At 59.4% G+C, this 20,857-nt stretch carries 21 protein-coding genes; 13 read left to right on the top strand and 8 right to left on the bottom strand.

Annotated elements, in window-relative coordinates:
* Positions 1-33: 33 nt before the first annotated feature.
* A complete protein-coding gene (locus DUT91_RS15600; protein ID WP_114441449.1) occupies positions 34-399 on the bottom strand; it encodes a winged helix-turn-helix transcriptional regulator in 366 nt (121 codons plus the stop codon).
* A gap of 139 nt (positions 400-538) precedes the next feature.
* Here DUT91_RS15600 and DUT91_RS15595 point away from each other — a divergent pair, with 139 nt between their 5' ends.
* The 5 genes from DUT91_RS15595 to DUT91_RS15575 all read left to right on the top strand — a co-directional run bounded on the left by DUT91_RS15595 (position 539) and on the right by DUT91_RS15575 (position 4,963).
* Entirely contained in the window at positions 539-976 is a 438-nt protein-coding gene (locus DUT91_RS15595) for a GFA family protein (RefSeq protein WP_114441448.1), read from the top strand.
* Positions 977-1,069: 93 nt separating this feature from the next.
* Positions 1,070-1,759 carry a DUF2161 domain-containing phosphodiesterase gene (locus DUT91_RS15590; protein ID WP_114441447.1) on the top strand — a complete coding sequence of 230 codons (690 nt, stop codon included), beginning with the start codon at positions 1,070-1,072 and terminating at the stop codon, positions 1,757-1,759.
* A 123-nt stretch (positions 1,760-1,882) separates the two neighbouring features.
* Entirely contained in the window at positions 1,883-2,860 is a 978-nt protein-coding gene (locus tag DUT91_RS15585; RefSeq protein ID WP_114441446.1) for a Bug family tripartite tricarboxylate transporter substrate binding protein, read from the top strand.
* 90 nt (positions 2,861-2,950) lie between these two features.
* On the top strand, positions 2,951-3,418 hold the full coding sequence (locus tag DUT91_RS15580; protein WP_114441445.1) for a tripartite tricarboxylate transporter TctB family protein: 468 nt from the start codon (positions 2,951-2,953) through the stop codon (positions 3,416-3,418).
* A 3-nt stretch (positions 3,419-3,421) separates the two neighbouring features.
* Positions 3,422-4,963, top strand: coding sequence for a tripartite tricarboxylate transporter permease (locus DUT91_RS15575; protein ID WP_114441444.1), 1,542 nt, complete (start codon positions 3,422-3,424; stop codon positions 4,961-4,963).
* Positions 4,964-5,006: 43 nt separating this feature from the next.
* Here DUT91_RS15575 and DUT91_RS15570 read toward each other — a convergent pair whose 3' ends face one another.
* Entirely contained in the window at positions 5,007-5,873 is an 867-nt protein-coding gene (locus DUT91_RS15570) for an alpha/beta fold hydrolase (protein ID WP_114441443.1), read from the bottom strand.
* 311 nt (positions 5,874-6,184) lie between these two features.
* On the opposite strand from DUT91_RS15570, the gene DUT91_RS15565 reads away from it, so the two are divergent.
* The 4 genes from DUT91_RS15565 to DUT91_RS15550 all read left to right on the top strand — a co-directional run bounded on the left by DUT91_RS15565 (position 6,185) and on the right by DUT91_RS15550 (position 9,958).
* A complete protein-coding gene (locus DUT91_RS15565) occupies positions 6,185-7,531 on the top strand; it encodes a hemolysin family protein (RefSeq protein ID WP_114441442.1) in 1,347 nt (448 codons plus the stop codon).
* Positions 7,532-7,687: 156 nt separating this feature from the next.
* Positions 7,688-8,038 carry a hypothetical protein gene (locus DUT91_RS15560; RefSeq protein ID WP_114441441.1) on the top strand — a complete coding sequence of 117 codons (351 nt, stop codon included), beginning with the start codon at positions 7,688-7,690 and terminating at the stop codon, positions 8,036-8,038.
* A gap of 116 nt (positions 8,039-8,154) precedes the next feature.
* Entirely contained in the window at positions 8,155-8,850 is a 696-nt protein-coding gene (locus DUT91_RS15555; RefSeq protein WP_114441614.1) for a GntR family transcriptional regulator, read from the top strand.
* A gap of 133 nt (positions 8,851-8,983) precedes the next feature.
* Positions 8,984-9,958, top strand: a complete 975-nt coding sequence (locus tag DUT91_RS15550) for a dihydrodipicolinate synthase family protein (RefSeq protein WP_114441613.1) — start codon at positions 8,984-8,986, stop codon at positions 9,956-9,958.
* A 97-nt stretch (positions 9,959-10,055) separates the two neighbouring features.
* Here the strand turns inward: DUT91_RS15550 and DUT91_RS15545 are convergent, their stop codons facing one another.
* Genes DUT91_RS15545 through DUT91_RS15535 form a run of 3 tightly spaced genes read right to left on the bottom strand, consistent with a single transcriptional unit; the run spans position 10,056 to position 12,957 of the window.
* Positions 10,056-11,045 (bottom strand): TRAP transporter substrate-binding protein, encoded by a 990-nt coding sequence (locus DUT91_RS15545; protein WP_114441440.1) that lies wholly within the window; start codon positions 11,043-11,045, stop codon positions 10,056-10,058.
* 26 nt (positions 11,046-11,071) lie between these two features.
* Entirely contained in the window at positions 11,072-12,337 is a 1,266-nt protein-coding gene (locus DUT91_RS15540) for a TRAP transporter large permease (RefSeq protein WP_114441439.1), read from the bottom strand.
* The gene (locus DUT91_RS15535) at positions 12,337-12,957 is read right to left on the bottom strand and encodes a TRAP transporter small permease (protein WP_114441438.1); all 621 of its coding nucleotides are present in this window, start codon (positions 12,955-12,957) and stop codon (positions 12,337-12,339) included. Before DUT91_RS15535 ends, DUT91_RS15540 begins: the two co-directional genes overlap by 1 nt.
* An 82-nt stretch (positions 12,958-13,039) precedes the next feature.
* On the opposite strand from DUT91_RS15535, the gene DUT91_RS15530 reads away from it, so the two are divergent.
* A complete protein-coding gene (locus tag DUT91_RS15530) occupies positions 13,040-13,696 on the top strand; it encodes a GntR family transcriptional regulator (RefSeq protein ID WP_114441612.1) in 657 nt (218 codons plus the stop codon).
* 71 nt (positions 13,697-13,767) lie between these two features.
* Here the strand turns inward: DUT91_RS15530 and DUT91_RS15525 are convergent, their stop codons facing one another.
* Entirely contained in the window at positions 13,768-14,970 is a 1,203-nt protein-coding gene (locus DUT91_RS15525; protein WP_114441437.1) for a TIGR03862 family flavoprotein, read from the bottom strand.
* 85 nt (positions 14,971-15,055) lie between these two features.
* Positions 15,056-16,039 (bottom strand): AraC family transcriptional regulator, encoded by a 984-nt coding sequence (locus tag DUT91_RS15520; RefSeq protein ID WP_114441436.1) that lies wholly within the window; start codon positions 16,037-16,039, stop codon positions 15,056-15,058.
* A gap of 413 nt (positions 16,040-16,452) precedes the next feature.
* On the opposite strand from DUT91_RS15520, the gene DUT91_RS15515 reads away from it, so the two are divergent.
* The gene (locus DUT91_RS15515; RefSeq protein WP_114441435.1) at positions 16,453-17,217 is read left to right on the top strand and encodes a YfdX family protein; all 765 of its coding nucleotides are present in this window, start codon (positions 16,453-16,455) and stop codon (positions 17,215-17,217) included.
* A 178-nt stretch (positions 17,218-17,395) separates the two neighbouring features.
* On the opposite strand, the gene DUT91_RS15510 is transcribed toward DUT91_RS15515, so the two are convergent.
* Positions 17,396-18,676, bottom strand: a complete 1,281-nt coding sequence (locus tag DUT91_RS15510; protein ID WP_342634460.1) for a tlde1 domain-containing protein — start codon at positions 18,674-18,676, stop codon at positions 17,396-17,398.
* Positions 18,677-18,769: 93 nt separating this feature from the next.
* Between DUT91_RS15510 and DUT91_RS25540 the strand changes: the two genes are divergently transcribed.
* Together DUT91_RS25540 and DUT91_RS15500 are read left to right on the top strand one after the other, a co-directional pair.
* Positions 18,770-19,000, top strand: coding sequence for a hypothetical protein (locus tag DUT91_RS25540; RefSeq protein WP_147272191.1), 231 nt, complete (start codon positions 18,770-18,772; stop codon positions 18,998-19,000).
* Positions 19,001-19,193: 193 nt separating this feature from the next.
* Positions 19,194-20,843 (top strand): serine hydrolase, encoded by a 1,650-nt coding sequence (locus tag DUT91_RS15500; protein ID WP_200834981.1) that lies wholly within the window; start codon positions 19,194-19,196, stop codon positions 20,841-20,843.
* Positions 20,844-20,857 lie beyond the last annotated feature (14 nt).

Below are 20,857 nucleotides of genomic sequence, written 5' to 3'. Positions count from 1 at the left end.
CCCTACGGCGCCCGACGCGAGGGTTCTGACCCGCTACGGACCGACAGGATGCGCTTCGTCATCGGCGCCGCTTTTCAGCGCCCTTCGGATTTCATGGTTTTTGCCCCATTGCGACATGACGGTGACGGCAGAGTTCAGGGTTTTTCCGATCTCCGTCACCGAATATTCGACCTTTTTTACGGCGCCCGGAAAAACCTCCCGATGAACCAGGCCATCGCCTTCCATCTCGCGCAGCTGCTGGGTCAGGATCTTTTCGCTAACTCCTGGCAGGAGCCGCTTCAATTCACCAAATCGGCGCGGCTGTATATTGATTTCCCATAGGATGTGCGTTTTCCATTTGCCGCCTATCGCGTTGAGGGCCGTCGCAAAGCCGCAATCATCATGCTGCAACCGTTTCATCCCGGATGCTCCTTACCTCTGAGTTACCGCTTACCTTATAGTGCGTAATTTACAGATCCCGAAATACTAACCTATCAACCGGCAATCTGGATCGAACGCATGACGAGCACTGCTTGCATGCCAAACGGAGTGGCCGTTCATGACTGGAATACCCTCGGATGTAATATCCGCCGAAAACGCTGGCAGAAGAACCGCAAGCTGTGCCTGCGGAAATCTGAAGATAACCGTAACCGGCGACCCCGCACGCGTCTATGCCTGCGCCTGCCTGGAATGCCAGCGTGCGACGGGATCAGCCTTTGCGTACCGCGCCCGTTTTCAAAAAGCGGCGATCGTTCATATCGAAGGTGAGCGCCGGGCGTGGCGGCGCGGCAGCAACGCGGGACGCTGGATCGAGCAGACATTTTGCCCGACATGCGGAACATTGGTCTATATGGAGGGCGAAGCCTTGCCGGACGCGGTCGTCGTCTCGGTCGGATGCTTCGCCGATCCGGCATTTCCACCGCCTGCCGCGCTTTTCTGGGCCTCGCGGCGACATGATTGGTATGATCTCATGGAGGGCGTCCAATCCGTGGATTGAGACGATCGGCGCATTTCGTCTTCCCAACCGGCGCCCGGCTCATCTATGGAAGCATCATAGTAAATTCCATGGATAACCGGCAAAGGCTGCGATTTGGAAACGGCGCTCTATCTTCCGATCAAACGCTTTCTCGAAACAGCGGGCTACAGCGTCAAGGGCGAGATCCAGGGCTGCGATATCGTTGCGCTCAGTGACGGCGAACCGCCGCTCGTCGTCATCTGCGAACTCAAACTCAGCTTCAATCTGGAACTGGTCCTGCAGGCGGTCGACAGGGCCGCGGCCAGCGATGAAGTCTGGCTTGCGGCCCGCGTTTCCGCAAAGGGCAAGGACCGTGAAAGCGACCGCCGGTTCCGCGATCTGTGCCGCAGGCTGGGCTTCGGCATGCTCAGTGTCTCTGACAACGACCATGTCGATATCATCGTCAGTCCGGCCTCGCCGATGCCGCGAAGAAATCTGCGGAAAAGGTCGCGCCTCGTCGCCGAACATAAACGGCGCAAGGGCGACCCCACTTCGGGGGGCGGATCACGCATGCCGATCATGACGGCCTATCGCCAGCAGGCGCTTGCCTGCGCGCAAGCCCTGCAACACGGTCAGTTGCGCCCACGCGACCTGCGCCCCATCGCGCCCGACGCCGCCAAAATCCTGTTAAACAATGTTTACGGCTGGTTCGAACGCATCGACCGCGGCCTCTATGCCTTGACCGCGTCAGGTGCCGAAGCGCTCAAGCGCTGGCCGCCTCACCCAACGGGCCAAAACGGCAAGGAACCCTCCGATCCGGGATAGAATTTACAGTGATCGGCTCTCCCCGCAAATTCCCCTCCTCTATTGACGACAATAACAACGCCAGCTTACGCTGACGACAATAATGATATTCGACAAGAATACGAACGAGGAGGAGACTAACCCATGATTTGCAGACGTATTGTGTGCAGCTTCGCCATCGGCGCCGTTGCCGCCATTTTTTTGCCGGCAACGGCGGCGCTCGCGGACTACCCCGACCGGCCGATTACGCTGATCGTCCCATGGGGCGCCGGTGGCGGAACGGATTCCACGGCGCGCATCATCGGCTCCCTTCTCCAGAAGGAACTGGGCCAGCCCGTCAATGTCGTCAATCGCACCGGCGGGTCAGGAGTCGTCGGTCATAGTGCGATCGCCGGCGCGGATCCCGATGGTTACACGCTCGGCATCGCGACCGTAGAGATCGGCATGATGCATTGGCAGGGCCTGACGGAACTCACCTATGCCGACTACACGCCGCTCACCTTGATGAATGAAGATCCGGGTGCGGTTCAGGTCGCTGCGGATGCGCCCTGGAAGGATCTTCCGGCGCTTATCGAGGACATCAAGGCCAATCCTGGCAAGTATAAAGCCTCGGGAACAGGCCAGGGCGGCATCTGGCATCTTGCCATCGTCGGGCTTCTTTCCGAGCTCGGCGTCGATCCCTCCGCCGTACCGTGGGTTCCGAGCAATGGCGCTGCGCAAGGCCTGCAGGATCTGGTGGCCGGCGGTGTCTCGATCGTCCCCTGCTCAATTCCCGAAGCACGCTCTTTGCTCAGCGCGGGCCGTGTGAAATCACTTGCCGTCATGTCGGAAGATCGCAATTCAGCCTTCCCGGATGTCCCCACCACCAAGGAGGCTATGGGCGTCAGCTGGACGCTTGGCGCCTGGCGCGGCATCGTTGCGCCAAAGGGCTTGCCTGAGGCCGAAAGCAAAACGCTGATTACAGCCCTCAAGAAAGTCTATGACAGCGAGGACTACAAATCCTTCATGGCGAAGCAGGGCTTCGGCGTGCGCTGGGCTTCGGGAGAGGATTTCGCCAGCTTTATGAAGGCGAGCAACCAGAAGCTCGGCGATGTCATGAAGAATGTAGGCATGGCCAAATAACCTTTCCGCCTTTTTTCCGAACTTCGCCGGCCGCCACGCTATTCAAAAGCAAGGCGGCCGCAACGGCCCTTCGAGCGCGGAGAAGAGCAGATGCGTTTCAACGATGCGGTATCAGGCGCGGTCCTGCTTGTATTTTCAATCATGATCGGGCTCTGGTCGCGAAGCTTTCCAGCCATTCCGGGACAGGAATATGGCGCAGCCGTCTTCCCGACGCTGGTCGCAACCGCCCTTGGAGCTTGTTCCCTGCTGTTGATCATATCGGGGCTGCGTCGGGGCGGTGGGGCGCTCCTGTTCGAGGGATGGGCTCGCGCGCCGGGCGGCTATATCCGCATCCTGTGCACCATTGCGCTCGTCGTCTTCTATATTGTGGCCGCCAAGCCGCTCGGTTTCATTCCGACCATGATTGTGGTCCTGCTTTTCACGCTACGGATGCTCAAAGTCAGATGGCTGCCGGCACTTGCCGTTGCCATCATCGCAGCCATCGTGCTGCAATGGTCGTTCGGCAAATTTCTCCAGGTACCCCTGCCCTGGGGCGTGTTGTCGGCGTGGAGGTTCTGAGCGATGGGCACCATCGAAGCCGCCTTCGGACTCGTCCTCAACTGGAATGTGCTCTTCACGATCACCATTGCCGCCATATTCGGCCTTTTCGTTGGCGCCATCCCCGGGCTGACCGCGACCATGGCGATCGCCCTGCTTGTTCCTGTGACGTTCTTCATGGACCCGGTTCCGGCGGTCGGAGCGATGGTGACCTGTTCCGCCATGGCCATATTCGCCGGCGACATTCCCGGCACGCTGCTGCGCATACCGGGCACGCCGGCCTCCGCCGCCTATACCGACGAGGCTTTCCGGATGACGCAGAAGGGCGAGGCGGAACGCGCACTCAGTGCAAACCTTCTGTTTTCGGCCGTCGGCGGCCTCTTCGGCACTTTGATACTGATGTTCAGCGCCCCCTGGCTCGCCGAGATCGCCCTTAAATTCTCCTCCTTCGAATATTTCTGGATGGCGCTCCTGGGATTGACCTGCGCCGTCTTCATAGGGGCGAACCAGCCTCTGAAAGGCCTTGTCAGCCTGCTGATCGGTCTCTTCGTTTCGACGATAGGCCTGAACAATCCCGCTGGCGTCCCACGCTTTTCCTTCGGCAATGCCAATCTCATGGGCGGCATCGATTTCATTTCAGCCATGATCGGTCTTTTCGCCGTTTCGGAGGTTTTAAGGACAGTCGCAGGCGGGGCGCGCCAAACCCCGATGGTGCAGGCTTCCATAGGCAATCTGTTCAAGGGATGGGGTCAGCTGTTCAAAACCTACTGGCGCCAGCAACTGCGCGGCAACGTGCTCGGCACGGCAATCGGCGTGTTACCGGGAGCCGGCGCCGATATTGCCGCCTGGGTCGCCTATGCGCTCAGCCGCCGTTTTTCGAAGACACCTGAAAAATTCGGAACCGGCCATCTTGAAGGCGTGGTGGAATCGACCTCGGCCAACAATGCCGCGCTCGCCGGAGCATGGGTCCCGGCACTGGTTTTCGGCATTCCAGGCGATTCCATCACAGCAGTCGTAATCGGCGTCCTCTATGTGAAAGGACTCAATCCGGGGCCGACGCTATTTCTGACCGACCCACAGACGATCTATGCCGTCTTTCTCATCTTCATCCTGGCCAATCTGATCATGATCCCGTTTGGATGGGGCGCCATCAAGCTCGCCAAACATATTCTCCGCGTTCCCTCGAAGGTGCTGATGCCGATCATCCTGGCCTTCTGCATTGTCGGCGCGTTCGCCACCAACAATACGGTGTTCAATGTCTCAGTCATGCTGGTGTTCGGCGTTCTCGGCTTCATCATGGAAGAAAATGACATACCCATCGCTCCCTGCATTCTGGGCATCGTCCTCGGCCCCATGCTGGAGCAGAATTTCGTGACATCCATGATCAAGGCCGACGGCAGTTTCCTTGGCTTCTTCGAACGGCCGATCGCCGCTTCGCTGGGCGTCGTGACACTGCTGATCTGGGGGGCATCTTTCGTGTCCTATCTCATCGCTCGACAGCGCGACCCTTATAACCCCGGTGCAGCGGGCCACGACATTACCCCAAGCAAGCGCGCCCCGGACTAAAAGCGATCGCTTTAGCGCGACCATGTTCCTGGCAAGCGGTTCTCTACTCGATGCGCAGAAGGAAATCCCGCGAGAGCGCGACAACTTCGAAGAGGTTCGTCTCAAGCAGCCAATGGCCTCCATCGAGCAAATGTAACTCGGCGCGCGGTAAGTCACGGAAATAGGCGCGTGCCGAACCCTCGGGCATGTAACCGTCCTGTGGGCCCCAAACGATCAGGGTTGGCGGCAGGTGTTCGTGCAGATAGGCCTGATAACGGGGAAACCAGGCAAGATTGTCCTTGAGGCCGGCAATCACGTCGATCGCAATCTCCCGTCGTCGTGGTGTCATCAGTGACCAGTGCAACTTCCACAGATCCGGCGGAATCCGCCTGGCAAGTTCCGGTCGAACATCATTCAGGAACTCGTCACGAAACCCCTCCTCGCTGACGGCTTCGCCCAGGCTCGCGCGACCTTCTGGCGTAGGATTGCGGAAATACTTCTGGAGCGAGGCATATTTCGGGCCGAGCTGATCCGCGTAGATGTCGCCGTTCTGGATGATCAGCGCTGTAATCCGCTCCGGCCGCCTGATCGCCAGCCGCAGACCGATCTGCGACCCGAAATCGTGGAGATATAGCGCGAAGCGGTTAATCCCCAGGCGATCGGCGAACCGCTCAAGGAAATCGGCATAACCGTCGAAATTATAGGTAAAATCGTGCGGAGTATCACTATACCCACACCCGGGAAAATCGGGGGCCAGAAGCCGCCAGCGATCGGCCATCAGCGGCATGAAACCACGAAACTCGTAAGATGAACAAGGGTAACCATGCGGAAGCAGGATCGCCGGTGCATCCTGCGGACCTGCCTCCCTGTAGAAGACCTTGACGCCGTCAAGATCGACCAACTGGTGCCTTACAATATTGTCGCAAGCCATTGCCGTGAACCTCGCCTGTGTTGATCGAAGGCCGAACGCGGTTATACAGCAATTGTTTCATCATCGAATCGCGAGCCTGCGTCGAAAGCGCCATTCCTGCTGCGGACTCGACCGCACATATATTCGCGCTACATCAATATACGACCGGCCTTTTGCCTGTGTGCATCTATACGCATGCGGGGGAAAACGTCTAACTTGATATCGCCGTTGCGGTTGGCCCCCAACGGCGAAATGACTGCGGGGGGATCCATATACCCCCGTTTCGATTTGCCGGACGCGCTTGTCCGCGTCATAAATCTTGTGAGGAAACCATGCCCAGCGGCGATGGCAGTAGTCTGTCCGATATTCTTGGAATTGTTGCGGTTCTTGTTCTCGTAGCTGCGAACGGGTTCTTCGTTGCGGCCGAATTTTCCCTCGTCGCCGTGCGGCGAAGCCGGGTGGCGGAGCTTGTCACATCAGGACGATGGAACGCCGCCGCGCTGCAGCGTGCGGTCAGTAATCTCGACGCCAATCTTGCTGCAACGCAGCTTGGCATTACGATTTCATCACTGGCGCTTGGGTGGGTCGGCGAGCCGGCCCTGGCGCATTTGATCGAGCCGCTGTTGACCCCGCTTCTGCCGGGAACGCTTGCCGTTGCGACATCGCACGCAATTGCGGTCGCCATCTCCTTCATCATTATCACCGCGCTGCATATTGTGCTCGGCGAGCTCGCGCCAAAGAGCCTCGCACTTCAACGCAGCGAGGACACGGCACTTTGGGTGGTGCGGCCGCTGCAATTATTCCTGTTCCTGCTGCGGCCGGCGATCATCTCACTCAATGGTCTCGGCAATCTCGTGCTCCGGCTATGTGGCTTGCGGCCGGGCACAGGGGAGGAATCCCTGCATTCACCGGAGGAACTGAAGCTTCTCATCGCCGCCAGCCAGGAGGCAGGTCTTCTGCAGCAGGCCCAGAAGGACGTGGTCGAACGCGTCTTCAATATCGGTGATCGCCGCATCAGTGACATCATGACTCCGCGCATGGAGGTGGAGTGGATCGATGCCGATGACAGCCGGGAGGAAATCCTGCGCACCATCCGCGAATGCCGCCACGAGCAGCTTCTCGTCGGGCGCGGGGATGTCAATGAGCCGCTCGGCATGATCCTGAAGAAGGACTTGCTTGATCTGGTTCTGGACGGCAGGCCGCTGGACCCGATGGCCGTCATCCGTGAGCCGTTGATCGTTCACGAGGGAATGCCGGTCTTCAGGGTTCTCGAGCGGTTCAAGAGTGCGCCAGTCCGCATGGCAATCGTTATCGACGAATATGGCAGCCTCGAAGGAATCGTAACCCAGACCGACCTCCTCGAAGCTATCGCCGGCGACCTGCCGGACGTAGATGGTGAAGAACCTGACGTGGTCGAACGCGAGGACGGTTCGCTGCTGATCGATGGGATGATGCCGGCCTATGACGCTTTCCGCCGGCTTGGCGTACAGCGGCCGGAGGACGGAGATTACCATACGATAGCTGGTTTCGCGCTCTTCCAGCTCGGACATCTGCCCGATCCCGGCGAGCACTTTAACTATGGCGGGTGGCGTTTCGAGATCATGGATATGGACGGGCGACGGATCGATAAGCTGCTCACATCACGGATCGCGCCAGGAGCCCATATCGGACCGGAATAAAGCTCGGCCCCTCCCAACTGAGAGCCAGGCGAGGCGCAACAATCAACGCGTCCCCACAACCCACAATTATATCCGGCAATTATTAGCGCTCTAACGGAACCATTTGGTCTGACTTCAGTTGCTCTGCATCATCTTTCACAATGAAAGGATCAAACCATGAAATTGATGTCACAGCTTATGGCTGCTTCAATGATCATTCTGCTTTCCGGCGGCTTCGCCGCTGCAGAATGCGTCGACACGACCACGTCGGCCCCGTCCCGCGACACCCAAACGGCAGGTATTGCGAAGGACGGCAGCAAGGCTCCGCTGGAGGACCCGACCGGGCACGCCGCGCATCCAGGACCGGATGCAGTGAAAAAAGACGGGCAAACGATGCCTCTCGCTGACCAGCAAGGTGGTGGGAACAAGGATTTGGCTGCCTCGCAGCAGGATGTAGAAGCCCAGCAAAAAGGTGAGAAAACCGCAGCGGCTGAAGCGAAATCCGGGAAGGAAGGTTGCGCGCAATAATTTATTGCGGAAAGAACGGTCTCTCTGCACAGCATATCCACATGGATATAACATTTACGCGCGAACAGATGCTATGGAACCATAAGGGCCATCAGGCGCGCGGCAAAGGGAAGTCCATGGCAGAAAAACCGGCGAGGGAACGAAAACGCGGATCCGGCGCTCAGTACGTCTATGAGGTGTTGCGCGAAGAAATCCTCGATCTGATCCTGCCGCCCGGCAGTCCGATCGATGAAAATCAGTTGGCCGAGCGGCTATCTATGTCACGAACCCCCATTCGAGAAGCTCTGGTTCGACTGGCCGGAGAAGGGCTCGTGACACCCCTTCCCAACCGGTCCACCGTCGTCTCCAATATCGATTTCCTGAGCCTTCACACGTTTTTCGACGCGCTCACCCTGATGTACCGCGTAACAACGCGGCTTGCCGGCGAGTATCACACGCCGGCCGATCTCCAGATCATTCGCTCCAGGCAGGCGGATTTCGCTCGGTCGGTGGAACGCCAGGATGCCCTTGAGATGATCGCCACCAACCGCGAATTTCATGCGGCCATCGCGGAAGCGGGGCGAAACGTCTATTTCACAAATCTCTTCTGTCGCCTTCTGGACGAGGGCCAGCGCATTTTGAGGCTCTACTATTCCTCGTTTAACGACCAGCTTCCCCAGCGCTATGTGGTGGAGCACGAGCAGATGATCGCGGCCATAGAGGCGCGCGATATCAACATTTGTGACCGCCTTGCCAAGGCCCATGCAGATCAGATCGTCAGCCAGATTCAGAGCATGATCTCGCGCGGCGTTGCCCATACGATCCCCCTGTGACGATGAGACGTTCCCGTTCATGGCATTTTGCAAACTATTTTGTCGACAAAAATTATACATGATGTAATTTGAACAGGAACGGCGGAGGAAAACTTCAATCCCCCACCAAACCCTGCACTAGATGGAGATATCCATGGCTTCCCAAATTTTCTCCGGCTGTATTCCTGCGTTGATGACGCCCTGCAAAGAAGACCGCACGCCCGATTTCGACGCTCTCGTCCGCAAGGCGAAAGAGCTGCTGGCAGCGGGAATGTCCGCGGTGGTCTACTGCGGATCGATGGGCGACTGGCCGCTTCTGACGGACGAGCAACGCATGGAAGGCGTGGAGCGGCTGGCGAAAGCGGGGGTGCCGGTAATCGTCGGGACCGGGGCGGTCAACACCAGGCAGGCGGTTGCCCATGCCGCGCATGCCCGGAAGGTAGGCGCCAAGGGATTGATGGTCATCCCCCGCGTCCTGTCGCGCGGCTCGGTCATCTCCGCCCAGAAGGCCCATTTCAAGGCGATTCTCTCGGCGGCGCCCGACCTGCCGGCTGTCATCTACAATAGCCCCTATTACGGCTTTGCGACCCGCGCCGATCTGTTCTTTGCACTGCGCGCGGAACACCCGAACCTCGTTGGTTTCAAGGAATTCGGCGGTCCTGCGGACATGTTGTATGCTGCGGAGCACATCACCAGCCGCGACGACGACGTGACGCTGATGGTCGGCGTCGATACCGCCGTCTTCCATGGCTTTGTCAACTGCGGCGCAACGGGCGCGATCACCGGCATCGGCAATGTATTGCCGAAAGAGGTCCTGCATCTGTGCTCGCTCTCCTCGGCGGCGGCCAATGGAGATTTCGAGGCGCGCAGGCTTGCTCTCGAACTGGAAGCAGCGCTTGGCGTGCTGTCCTCCTTCGACGAGGGACCGGATTTGGTGCTTTACTTCAAGCACATGATGGTTCTGAAAGGCGATAGCGAATATAGGCTGCATTTCAACGAAACCGACGAGCTGAGCGCCAGCCAGCGCGGCTATGTCGAGCAGCAGTTCGCGCTGTTCAATGCCTGGTATGCCGCGTGGAGCAGAACGCTCGTCCCGGCCTACAAGACAAGCAGTTCGATCGTCGTCTGAGATCTGCCTGATCGAAAGAAAATGCGGCGGTCGATCGACCGCCGCATTTTCGTTTCAACTGAAACCCCGCTCCAGACGGAACGGGGTTTCTTTCGGGTTACAGTGTGGCGCCGATCTTCCTGAGATCCGCCAATACCGGAGCTTTTGGCAGCCAGATCTTGTCATAGGCGTCGATGATCTTGCCGGCGTCCGCCACTTCGACATCCTTGATCGTGATCACCTTGCCGAATTCCTCCAGCCGCTTGGGCTCGTTGGCGACGGTGGCGTCGATCTGCTCATCGAGCGCCGCCTTCGTCAGCCTTGTAACGAGTTCGCGATCGGCCTCCGGCAGTCCCTTCCAGACGCGCCCGGATGCAAGCGCGACACAGGGCATGAAAATCGCATTCATCTTCAGCATCGTCTTAGACACCTTGTCGAAACGCTGGTTCCAGGAGAAATCGAGATCGGCCTCAAGCCCGTCCACCTGCCCGTTTGACATGGCATCGAACACAGCCGGCGTCGGGATCGGCGTCGGCGCAGCGCCCAGAAGTTCATAGAAATCCTTGTAGGCCGGCGTCGTGTTGATGCGCAGCTTCATACCCTTGAGGTCGTCGAGCCCGTTGATTTCCTTTGCGGTAAAGACAACGCGCATGGTGGTGATGCCCCATGCCAGTCCGATGGTGCCGGTTTCGGCCGGCAGCACATCGAGCAGGCTCATGGCGATCGGCTGGCGCACCAGTTTCGCCACCTTTGCGGTGGAATCCACAACCCATGGCGCATTGATCGCGGCGATGGAGGGAATGCGCGAGCCAAGTTCCGCCGTCATGATCCAGCCAAAATCGAGCGAGCCGGCCTGCATCTGCTGCATCATTGCTGCTTCGGTGCCGAGCTGGTTGGCAGGGAAAACCGCGAGATCAAGCCGGCCATTGCTTTCCGCCTTCAACATCTCGCCGACTTTGAGCGCGGCATTGTTCCAGGGGTGACCCGGCGGCGTGGTGATGCCGAGGCGAAAGGTTCTTTTCTCCTGCGCACGCACGATCGACGGCATGGCGAGCATGGCAACGCCTGCGGAAGCGGTGCGGATGAGATTTCTGCGATTGATGTTCATGGTCTTGTTCCTCTGGAGTTGGCCGGTTAACCGGCAAAGAAGGTGGAGAGCTGAGGGAAGATCGAGAGCAGGACGAGCAGCGCGCACGCGACGAAGAAGAACGGCAGCGTGACGATGAACATCTTGCCCGGCTTTGCGCCCGTGACGGCGGAAGCGACGAAAAAGCACAAGCCCACCGGCGGTGACAAAAAGCCGAGCACGAGATTGATAACGGCCACGACGCCGAAATGGATTGGGTCTATGCCATAGACCTCGGTGGCGATCGGAAGCAGGATCGGCACCGTCATGATCAGTCCGGGCGCGCCGTCGATCACCGTGCCGATCACCAGGAGAATGACATTGACCAGAAGCATGAAGGTGATCGGGTCCGATGCGACGGTCTGCACCCATGCCGCGACCTTCTGCGGCACCATCCCGTATACGAGAACCCATGAGAACACGGCGGCGGCGGCGACAAGGAACAGCACGACCGCGGAATAGATGCCCGCCCTGAGCAGCATCCTGGGCAATTGCGCGTAGGAAAGCTCGCCGATCCAGTAACGACCCACGAGGAAGGCGGCGACCACGCCGACGGCAGCCGCTTCGGTCGGATTGGCAAGGCCGGTGAGGATCGAGCCAACGATGATGATCGGAATGAGCAGCGTCGGCAGCGCATCAAGGACGATCCTCGCACGCGCTCCAATGGTCATGCTCTCACCCTTTGGATAGCTGTAGACGAAGCCCATCAGCGCAATCACGATGCAGAACAGCACAGTCAACAAAACGCCCGGCACCAGTCCGGCCATGAGCATATCCGCGACCGGTACCTGCGCCAGGACACTATAGACGACAAACATAATCGAGGGCGGAATGATCGGGCCCAGCATCCCGGCATAGGCGGTAAGACCTGCGGAGAAGGTCTTGTCGTATCCCTTCTTTTCCATCTCGGGCACCATCATCTGTGCCATGATGGCAACCTGCGCCGTGGCGGATCCGAGAATCGAAGCGACGAACATGTTTGCAAACAGGTTCACATAGGCGAGACCGCCGCGCAGCGAGCCGATGAACGCCATGGTCATGTCGATGATCCGCCGGGTGATCCCTCCCCCGTTCATCACCTCGCCGATCAGAACGAAAAGCGGAATGGAAATCAGTCCGTAATTGTCGACGCCTCCGAACAATTGAACGGGAAGGCTTTCGAAGAGCAGGATATTCCCGGTATCCAGAATGTAGACCATGCTCACCAGCAGCAGACACAGGCCGATCGGCACACCCACCAGCATCAGAAACAGAAAAGCGCCTGTCGTAACCATCAGTTCACGCCCTCTGCACTGGTGAAGCCCGGATGCGAACGTGGGGGAGAGAGGCCCAGATCTTCAAGAAGATTGGCCAACGTGTGGACCAGCATCGTGGCCGCGAAGATCGGGATGACTATGCTGACAGCCCAGGTCGGCCAACGCAGTGTCTGCGTCTGCTCCGTATAGAGAAAGTTGAAACTCTGTCCCGCATAGACCTTGGCATCGAAACCAGCGGACGCTATTCCGACTGGATCCATCCACCGCCAGCACATGACGCCCAGCGCAAAGGCGAACACGGCGCCGAAAAGGCTGGCGACAGCCTTCATCCGGCGTGCATTATTCCGGGACAGCTTGTCTGAGATGAGTGTCACCGAAAAATCGAGCCGCAGCCGGGTCAGCGCAGAAGCGCCGATAAAGGCCAGCCATACCATTGCGTACACGGCCGCCTCATCGACCCAGTAGAGAGGCGCCCCCGCATAACGCGTCGCCACATTCGCGAGGATGAGGGTAAGGATCAGCGCCATGAGCGCTCCGACAACCGCTTTCTCGCAGGCGAGAACGCCTTCGGAGAGATGGACCATAAGGCGGACGAGCGCTGAAGGCCGCGGGTCGAATGGAGATGACTCCGAGTGCATGCATGTTCCCTTGTTTTTTTATAACGTAGATTTTATACATTTTAAGTGTCAATAGCCGCGGGATAGTTTTTCGTCGATGCCCATCAAACCATCTCTTAAACATCGCACCCTTTCAGGCGCTCTGCTCGAAGCGATCCGGCAGGGAATCCTCTCCGGCAGCTACGTGGCGGGAACGCAGCTTCGCCAGGACGCGCTTGCGGAGAGCTTCGGCGTCAGCCGCATCCCAATCCGCGAAGCTCTGTTCCAGCTTGAGGCTGAAGGTCTGGTGAGGATATCACCACAGAAGGGAGCGGTGGTTTCGGATCTGTCGCGCAATGAAATCGATGATGTGTTCGAGCTTCGTATCCTGCTGGAGCCACGCCTGCTGCTGGCATCGGCGCCGAAGCTGACCGAGGAGGATTTCCAACGCCTTAACGATCTGCACGAAGATTACATCAAGGCAATCTCGGAAAATACCGTCAACGACTACGGTCGGTTGAATGCGGAACTGCACCTCGCCATGTATCATCGGGCCGATATGCCGCGCACGCAGCAGATCGTCGCCTCGCTCCTCCAGACGAGCGACCGATACACCCGCATACAGCTTTCCAACGCGGCGGCCATGCAGCGCGCGATGGAAGAGCACGCCGAACTGATTCACCTCTGCAGGTCAGGCCGCATTGACCGCGCAGCCCGTTTTCTGGCCGAGCATGTCGCCGCAGTGCGCGACGATCTGGTAAACGTGCTCAGGATTCCGTGATTGATCACCTATTCAACCGCGCCATCGCAGGACATCGGCGTATTTCCGATAGAGCGCAATCTGCGTTTGCGCTACCGCTGCAACCAAGCCTCGATCCCCTTCGCCGCCGCCCGGCCGGTGGCAAGGCAGGCGCTCAGGAGATAGCCGCCGGTCGGCGCCTCCCAATCGAGCATTTCCCCGGCGGCGAACACGCCAGGGAGCGCCTTCAGCATGTAATCGTCGTCAATGCCGCTCCATGCGATGCCGCCCGCTGAAGAGATGGCTTCGGCAATGGGGCGGGGCTTGAGGATCGGAAGCGGCAAGGCCTTGATAATCCGGGCGAGCTGCTGCGGATCGGCCCTGGCTGCTTCGGGTGTGATCTCGCGCAGCAGCGCCGCTTTGACCCCTTCCAGACCAGCCCCCTTGCGAATTCGGCTGGAGAAACTTGCCTTGGGATTCTGCCGCGCCAATTCGTGCGACAGCCGCTCCACCGTCCTGCCAGGCATGAGGTCGAGTTCGAGACTGGCCCCGTTCTCTCGTTCGATTTGATCCCGCAGGCTGGCGGCATGGGCATAGACGAGGCTGCCCTCAATACCGCTTTGCGTTATCACGAATTCACCGGGAAAAATGCCCGCATCCGATCTGGCAGTGACGGATTTCACTGGCGCACCGGCAAAACGATTCCGGAAAGTCTCGCTCCACGCGACATCGAAGCCGCAATTGGCAGGAAGAAGATCATCGATCGCCACCCCCCTGGCTCTTAACCCGGGTATCCAGCCGGCATCGGACCCGAGCCGCGGCCAACTCGCGCCGCCAAGCGCCAGCAATACCGCGTCGCTGCGAACGACTTCCTGCCCGTTCGGTGTTGTGAAAATACATCCGTCGGCAAAGCCCTCCCATCGGTGGCGGGTGAGAATCCTGACGCCCTGCGCCTGGAGCCGGCCAAGCCAGGCGCGTAAAAGCGGTGAGGCCTTCATCGCTTCGGGAAAGACACGCCCTGAGGAACCGACGAAGGTGCCGGTGCCGAGTCCTGCTGCCCAGCTCCGGATATGATCCGGTTTGAACGCATCGAGCGCGGGCCGCAATCGTTCGGACGCGGAGCCAAAGCGCGTCGCAAAGCGCGCATAATCCTCCGCATGGGTGATGTTGAGGCCCGACTTTCCCGCGAGCAGGAACTTGCGGCCGACGGTCGGCATGCTGTCATAGACGGTTACCCTATGGCTGGACGATAGCATTTCCGCCGCCATCAAACCGGCAGGCCCCCCGCCAATGATTGCGATCTGTTTTCCTGTCATGATCCGTTATCCGATTCTTTTTGGCAGTCCTGGCCGGCCCAACTTGGCAACGCAAGGCAAAGCGGAGACTTCCATTCTGCCCGCTCTATGATGCAGCTGCGCGGACGGCTCCCGGTGATCGCCCGATCACCCGCTTGAAGGCTCTGCTGAAGGCGGCTTGCGATCCATAGCCGAGCTGGTGCGCGGCACTTTCGATCGGCATCCTTTCGCGCCCGATCCATTGGGCGGCGAGGCGCATGCGCAGTTCCGTCAGATAGCGTACCGGCGTCATGCCCGTCACTTCCAGGAAGCGCTCGGCGAATACCGAACGGGAACTCCCCATTTCGGCGGCAAGCTCGGCCACCGTCCAGTCGCGGCCAGGCTCGCGATGCAGCGCCGCGATGACGCGTCCAAGCCGCGGATCGCGCAACGCTTCAATCCAGCCTGTCGCGTCGCCGCAGCCACATTCCACCCAGCCGCGGACGATCGAGGCGGAAACCACATCCGCAAGCCGCGCCAGTATCCCGGCATAACCCGCCCGCTCCATGCACACCTCGCGCTGCATGGCTTCAAGCATCGGCAGAATCTCGGGCTGCCGGTCTAGCAACGTGCCGACATGCATCACCTCGGGCATGGATGCGACCAGCGGATGCATGCCCCCCAGATCGAAATCCATGCAGCCGCTGAAGATCAGGGCGTCCTTCGAACGGCAGCTTTCTTGTGTGCAGGAAATAATTGCACCAACAGTCTCGCAAAGCGGAACAGCATCATAGGTGATGAGGTCGCGACTGGGCAGGTCGGGCGCGGAGAGAAGGGCATGTACGCCGCCCCGGGGCAAAAGCACGGCGTCATGCGTGTCCAGCCGCTGAATCGCTCCACCGGCGAGGCGTAGAACGACCGGGCCACGGGCCACGAAATGGAATTGCGCCCGCCCCTCGACGGCACCAAAGCCGACGCCGAAGGGCGGCGTCATCTGTATCCGCTTATAGTGAATCCCGTTAAGGCGCATCCCTAGAAGCAGTTCGCTTACCAGGTCGCGCGGGGGCTGTGCACGGAAAGCAGGTCGAGCTTCGAACTTAGGATCAAACATTCCGGATTCAATCGCATAGATAGTCCGATTTGTCTATCCTGTTGCGTTGCAATGCACAATTTCCGGAAAGGATGCCAGCTGATGCTTGAGCGCAGCATGCGGCTGACGCTGATGGTAGTGCCCCTGATGATGGGTACTCTCGGCCTTGGCCTTGCCAGTGCAGGCAGCGCCCCTCTGGCCGACGCGGCGATGGTCGCCCCCGTGGGGACTCGCCTTTGGCGCAGTGCCTGTCGCCCGGTCGATAATCGGTCAGCATAACAATTCACCAGAATAAACATTCAGGTAATTTGAATAACACATCAGTATTACTTGCCGGCTTATGCAAGAATTAACTACGCAACAAAAACAACAGTCCAGGTAAAAAATTCTATGACAGAATAGCGCAGCGTCTTTAGTGAAAAGGAATCCTTCTCATGAAATCAGGTATCTTCTCTGCGTTCCTCTTGTCCGCAACAATCCTTTCTTCTTCTGTTACAGTTCCGGCTTTTGCGCAGGAGCCGAATGCAGCCGCAACACAGCAAAGCACCCAAGCGCAAGCTGCTCAACCGCAAGCCGCAAAGCCGAGCCCGGCCCAGCTTGCCGCCATGAAGAAGTTGAACCTCGTCTCCAATGAAGGATTTGAGGCGGTGCGCGGGATCGCCCTTGCCAGGCTTGCGATTTTCCAGGGGCAGCCGGATCGCGCGAACGACATTTTGAAAACGGTCAAGCAGAACCTCGATAAGGCCCAGGCGAGCACGACTGACCTGGCTGCGAAACTCAAGCAGGCCGACGGTCCGCAAGACGAGGTCGACGCGATTCAATCGGGCCAGATCCCGATCGATTTCTCGGTCGGCGTCAATGATGATTATACCGTGACGCCGGAAAACGCCCAGCACATCCAAAATGCCAACAAGCATCTCGACGGTGGCAATACGCAGCAGGCTGCCGAAGAGTTGAAGCTCGCCAATGTCGATATCTTCGTCACCGAAACCGACGCCAAGCTTCCCGACCTGGTCAAAGCGGTCGATGCCGCGACGGCCCAACTCGCAAGCAAGCAATATTACGAAGCAAACCTGAGCCTGATGAAGGCGGACGCCGCCATTTCCGTGCGGGCGATATCCGAAGACAAAAACGAAGCTGCGCCGGCCAAAACAGGCGCCGTGCCGACGCCGACACCTGCTCCCACGCAGACAAAATAAAATCCGGATGACCTATGATGAAGCAGACCTGCGCCCGGTTTTCCGGCGCCGGTCTGCTTCGGCTCTCACGCACCGGCCCTGAATGCCACGATCGCGCTATCTGGTAACGATCAGCACATTGACCTCCAGCGGTCGCAGCGCAAGACGCAATTCCTGAAATGGAAGCGCAGTCTGCCTGTCAGAGCCTCCTGCCGTTGGAAACGAGGCGCATGCGTTCTTGCCCTCCCCCCGGCACCACGACAAGCTGCCTGACCTTGCCCTGTTTGAAGGCCTTCAGGAAGCGGTCGTAATCCTTGAAGGCGACGCAGCCATGTGACTCCGCCCGTCCGCCCCGCAGCAGATAGCTGTGCGTGAGAAAGCCGTCGCGGCCGAACTTGTTCTTGCCGTCGACAGGCAGCATGCGGATCGCCTCCACACCATGAAAGCGCTTTTCGCGCATCTTGAGATTATATGTATGCGGCGGGGTCGGCCCGCTCATCTTGACGTGTACATAGCGCGGATCATCGACCATCTTGCCGACACCGGAATGCGCCTCGAGCACGCTCCCGTCGGGCATGTAAACCTTCGCGGCGCTGATGTCATAAACGGCCACGCCGTTTCCCGCTTTGGGTCCGCCGCCGAACATATCGCGCAGTGTCTGACCAAAGCCGCGATCCTTTTCCGCCGGATTGTCCGGCCGCGCAAAAGCGAGCATTTGCGGCTTTGACGCTTCGCGTGCGTTGGTCTTCTCCGCCTCTTCAACGGGTTTGCCCATCGCCGCGGTGCGCGCGCGGGTTTGCTCCTCTGCCGGGCGAAACTGCGGCAGAGGAACGTCCCCGGAGTCCGGCAGAACAGCGATATCCTTGTCGGTGTCGAGGCTCGGCGCCTGCGAGGCGACAGGATCTTCATCCAAGGGCGATGCCAGCCACGCCGACAAGGCGGCGCTGGCCGCTTTGCTCTGAGACGCGGGAGCATAGGCGAGCATGACCGGGGGTCGATCAGAGCCGGCTGGCTGCGACCCAAACCGTTCGGGAGCGGGTGCGACAATTTTGGACGCCGGGCGTTGCGGCGCGACAGGGACAATACTGGCAAGTTTGTCCGGCGTCAGCCTGGCTTTCTTCGCATCGGCCCCATTGTTAACGGTGCCAGTGACTTCCGCCACGTCGACAATACGGGAAGATTTCCCCTCGATGACAGGGCTCCTGCCCCCGATGGGCTCAGCCGCCGCAGCAAGCATCTTGCGCGCCTCGTCAATCCTGGCAGCGTAGTGAGCCGGTGGCTGTACCGGCATTCTCCTGGCCGAATAAAGTTGCGGCTTGGGCAAAAGCGGGCCTGCTCCAAGAGCAAGCGGGCTCGTCGCCATCGCCACCATGGCCGCCAGTGACCATACAGCCAAGCCGGCAAAGGCGGCACCAAGGAACGTGACCCGCAGCGGACGCACCAAATGACGCAGGGACTGTGCACGAACGACTTTACTCAAAACGCTAACCAAGCCAGTAGATCCCGCGGGGAATTTCAGGTCTGCGAGCGACCCCTGCTGCGTGACTTTCCGGATTGCCTCTCTCTGGACAGAATGATCGAGAAGGATGGGGAAATATGGTTAATTTTTGCTTTTCAAAAAGATAGAAAGCTCGGATCCTGCACCCCTGCCGACGGAAGAGCCAAAAAAGTGGAGATGCCGGAACAGCCCCGGGGCGTCGCAGGAACGTGCCAAGACCGGCCCGTTGATACACCAACCCATGTTTTTCAGTCATTTCAAGGCAAATCAGAGATCGCCGATCAACACGCGCTCTGGTATCGGTAACGGTGCGGGGCACAGCCGATGCGGAGGGCAATGGAGGACGAACGCTGACGCGTCTGCATGGCTACAGCAGAGTAACACACCGTGATAGGCGCTCGACGCCAAGAAAGAAACCAAATTTATCTATTATAACTGCAAAGTATAATTCAAGTATATGCAGATATAATCGTATTCCGCAGTCTTTGGATTGAATATCATGCCAGACGATCAAACCAGCACCCTGATTTCCTCCTCTGTCCCTGCCCATATGCCCGTTGCGCCGGCCCGGCGTCTGGCAAACCGTTTCCTGACACTTGCGCTGTCGTTGTTCGTGCCTTGTGCCGGCGTCAGTGCCGAGTCATCCCCGGAGCCCGTATCGTCCACGGCCGCACAAATCTACGACCCGATCGTCGAGGGCAGCTATTCGCGATTCCATCTGCCGGGCCTTGCCGTCGGCGTGATCGAAGACGGCAAGATCGTCTATGTCAGGACGATGGGCGAGCGCGCTGCCGGCTCCGGCCAGAAGATCGATACCGACACATTGTTCAAGATCGGTTCCAACAGCAAGGCAATGACAACAGCCCTGCTCGGCCGGCTGGTGGACCAGGACAAGTTGCGCTGGGACGATCCGGTTACGAAGTATCTGCCTGATTTCCGTATGTACGACCCCTCAGTAACCAAGCAGATGCGCATCAGTGACCTGCTCACCCATTCCAGCGGCTTGCCGGGCGGAGCCGGCGACCTGATGCTGTGGCCAGAGCCCAATGATTTTACCCGCGCCGACATCATCCACGCGCTGCGCTATTTCAAACCCGCCTACAGCTTCCGCAGCCGATACGAGTACGACAACCTTCTTTATGTGGTGGCGGGCGAAGTGGCCGCCGTCGCCGGCGGTGCGCCCTATGAGACGCTGATGCGGCGCGAAATATTCGATCCACTCGGCCTGACGCGCTGCCAGGTGGGTCGCTGGGAGCGCGACGCTGTGGGCAATGTGGCCGAGCCCCACGACTTCGTCGATGGTCGCAACCAGGTGATCCGCGCCGACGGCGCCATCATCCCGGCCACCGCCTCGGATCCCGCTGGCGGCATCCGCTGCAGCCTCAAGGACATGCTGACATGGACCCTCAACTGGCTTGCGCCCACGCCGGCGCAGCTCGCATGGCTCTCCCCAGCGCAGCGCAAAATCCTCCAGGCGCCACACATGCTGATCCCGGTTCCCGCACGAATGCGCAAATGGAACAACACCCATGTAATGGCCTATGGCTATGGCTGGCGCATGGCCGACGCCAATGGCCATTGGACCGTGTGGCACACCGGCACGCTTGCGGGGATGTTTACCGAATTGCGGCTGCTGCCGGACAGCCGCAGCGGCTTCGTCACCCTGATCAACGGCAATGATGGCCAGGCGCGAACGGTCTTGTCCGAGGTGCTGCTCAAGCACTTCACCGACCCAACAGACCGGCGTGGCGTCAAGGAATACGCCGCAGAACTTGATGCGATACGCGCCGCGCCGGGCGAAAAACCTGCCGTGCCGGACGAAAACGCCCTACAGCCGGCCGATCCGCGTATGCTGACCGGCCGGCTGGGCGTCTACGGCGATCCCTGGCTGGGGCTGGCCCGGCTGTGTACGCGTGATGACCAGGTGCGCTTCCAGGTAGCCAAGTCGCCGCGCCTTGCCGGCACGGTGATGAAACAAGGCGACCGCTACTGGGTGCGCTGGGACGATCGCAGCGTTCAACCGGACGCCTGGCTCGATTTCCAGGCCGGCTCACCGGTGCGGCTGACCATGGTTCCTCATAACGGCTACAGCGCCGATTTCCGGGATCTCAACTTCACCCGGAAGAGCAAATGTGAGCCGGGCGGCTAGACGAAGCCGACGGA

Origin of the sequence: Paramesorhizobium salinisoli (genome assembly GCF_003335045.1) — a bacterium.
GTDB lineage: Bacteria > Pseudomonadota > Alphaproteobacteria > Rhizobiales > Rhizobiaceae > Paramesorhizobium > Paramesorhizobium salinisoli.
Note: the sequence above shows the minus strand (reverse complement) of the source record. Positions and strands in the feature narration are given on the sequence as shown.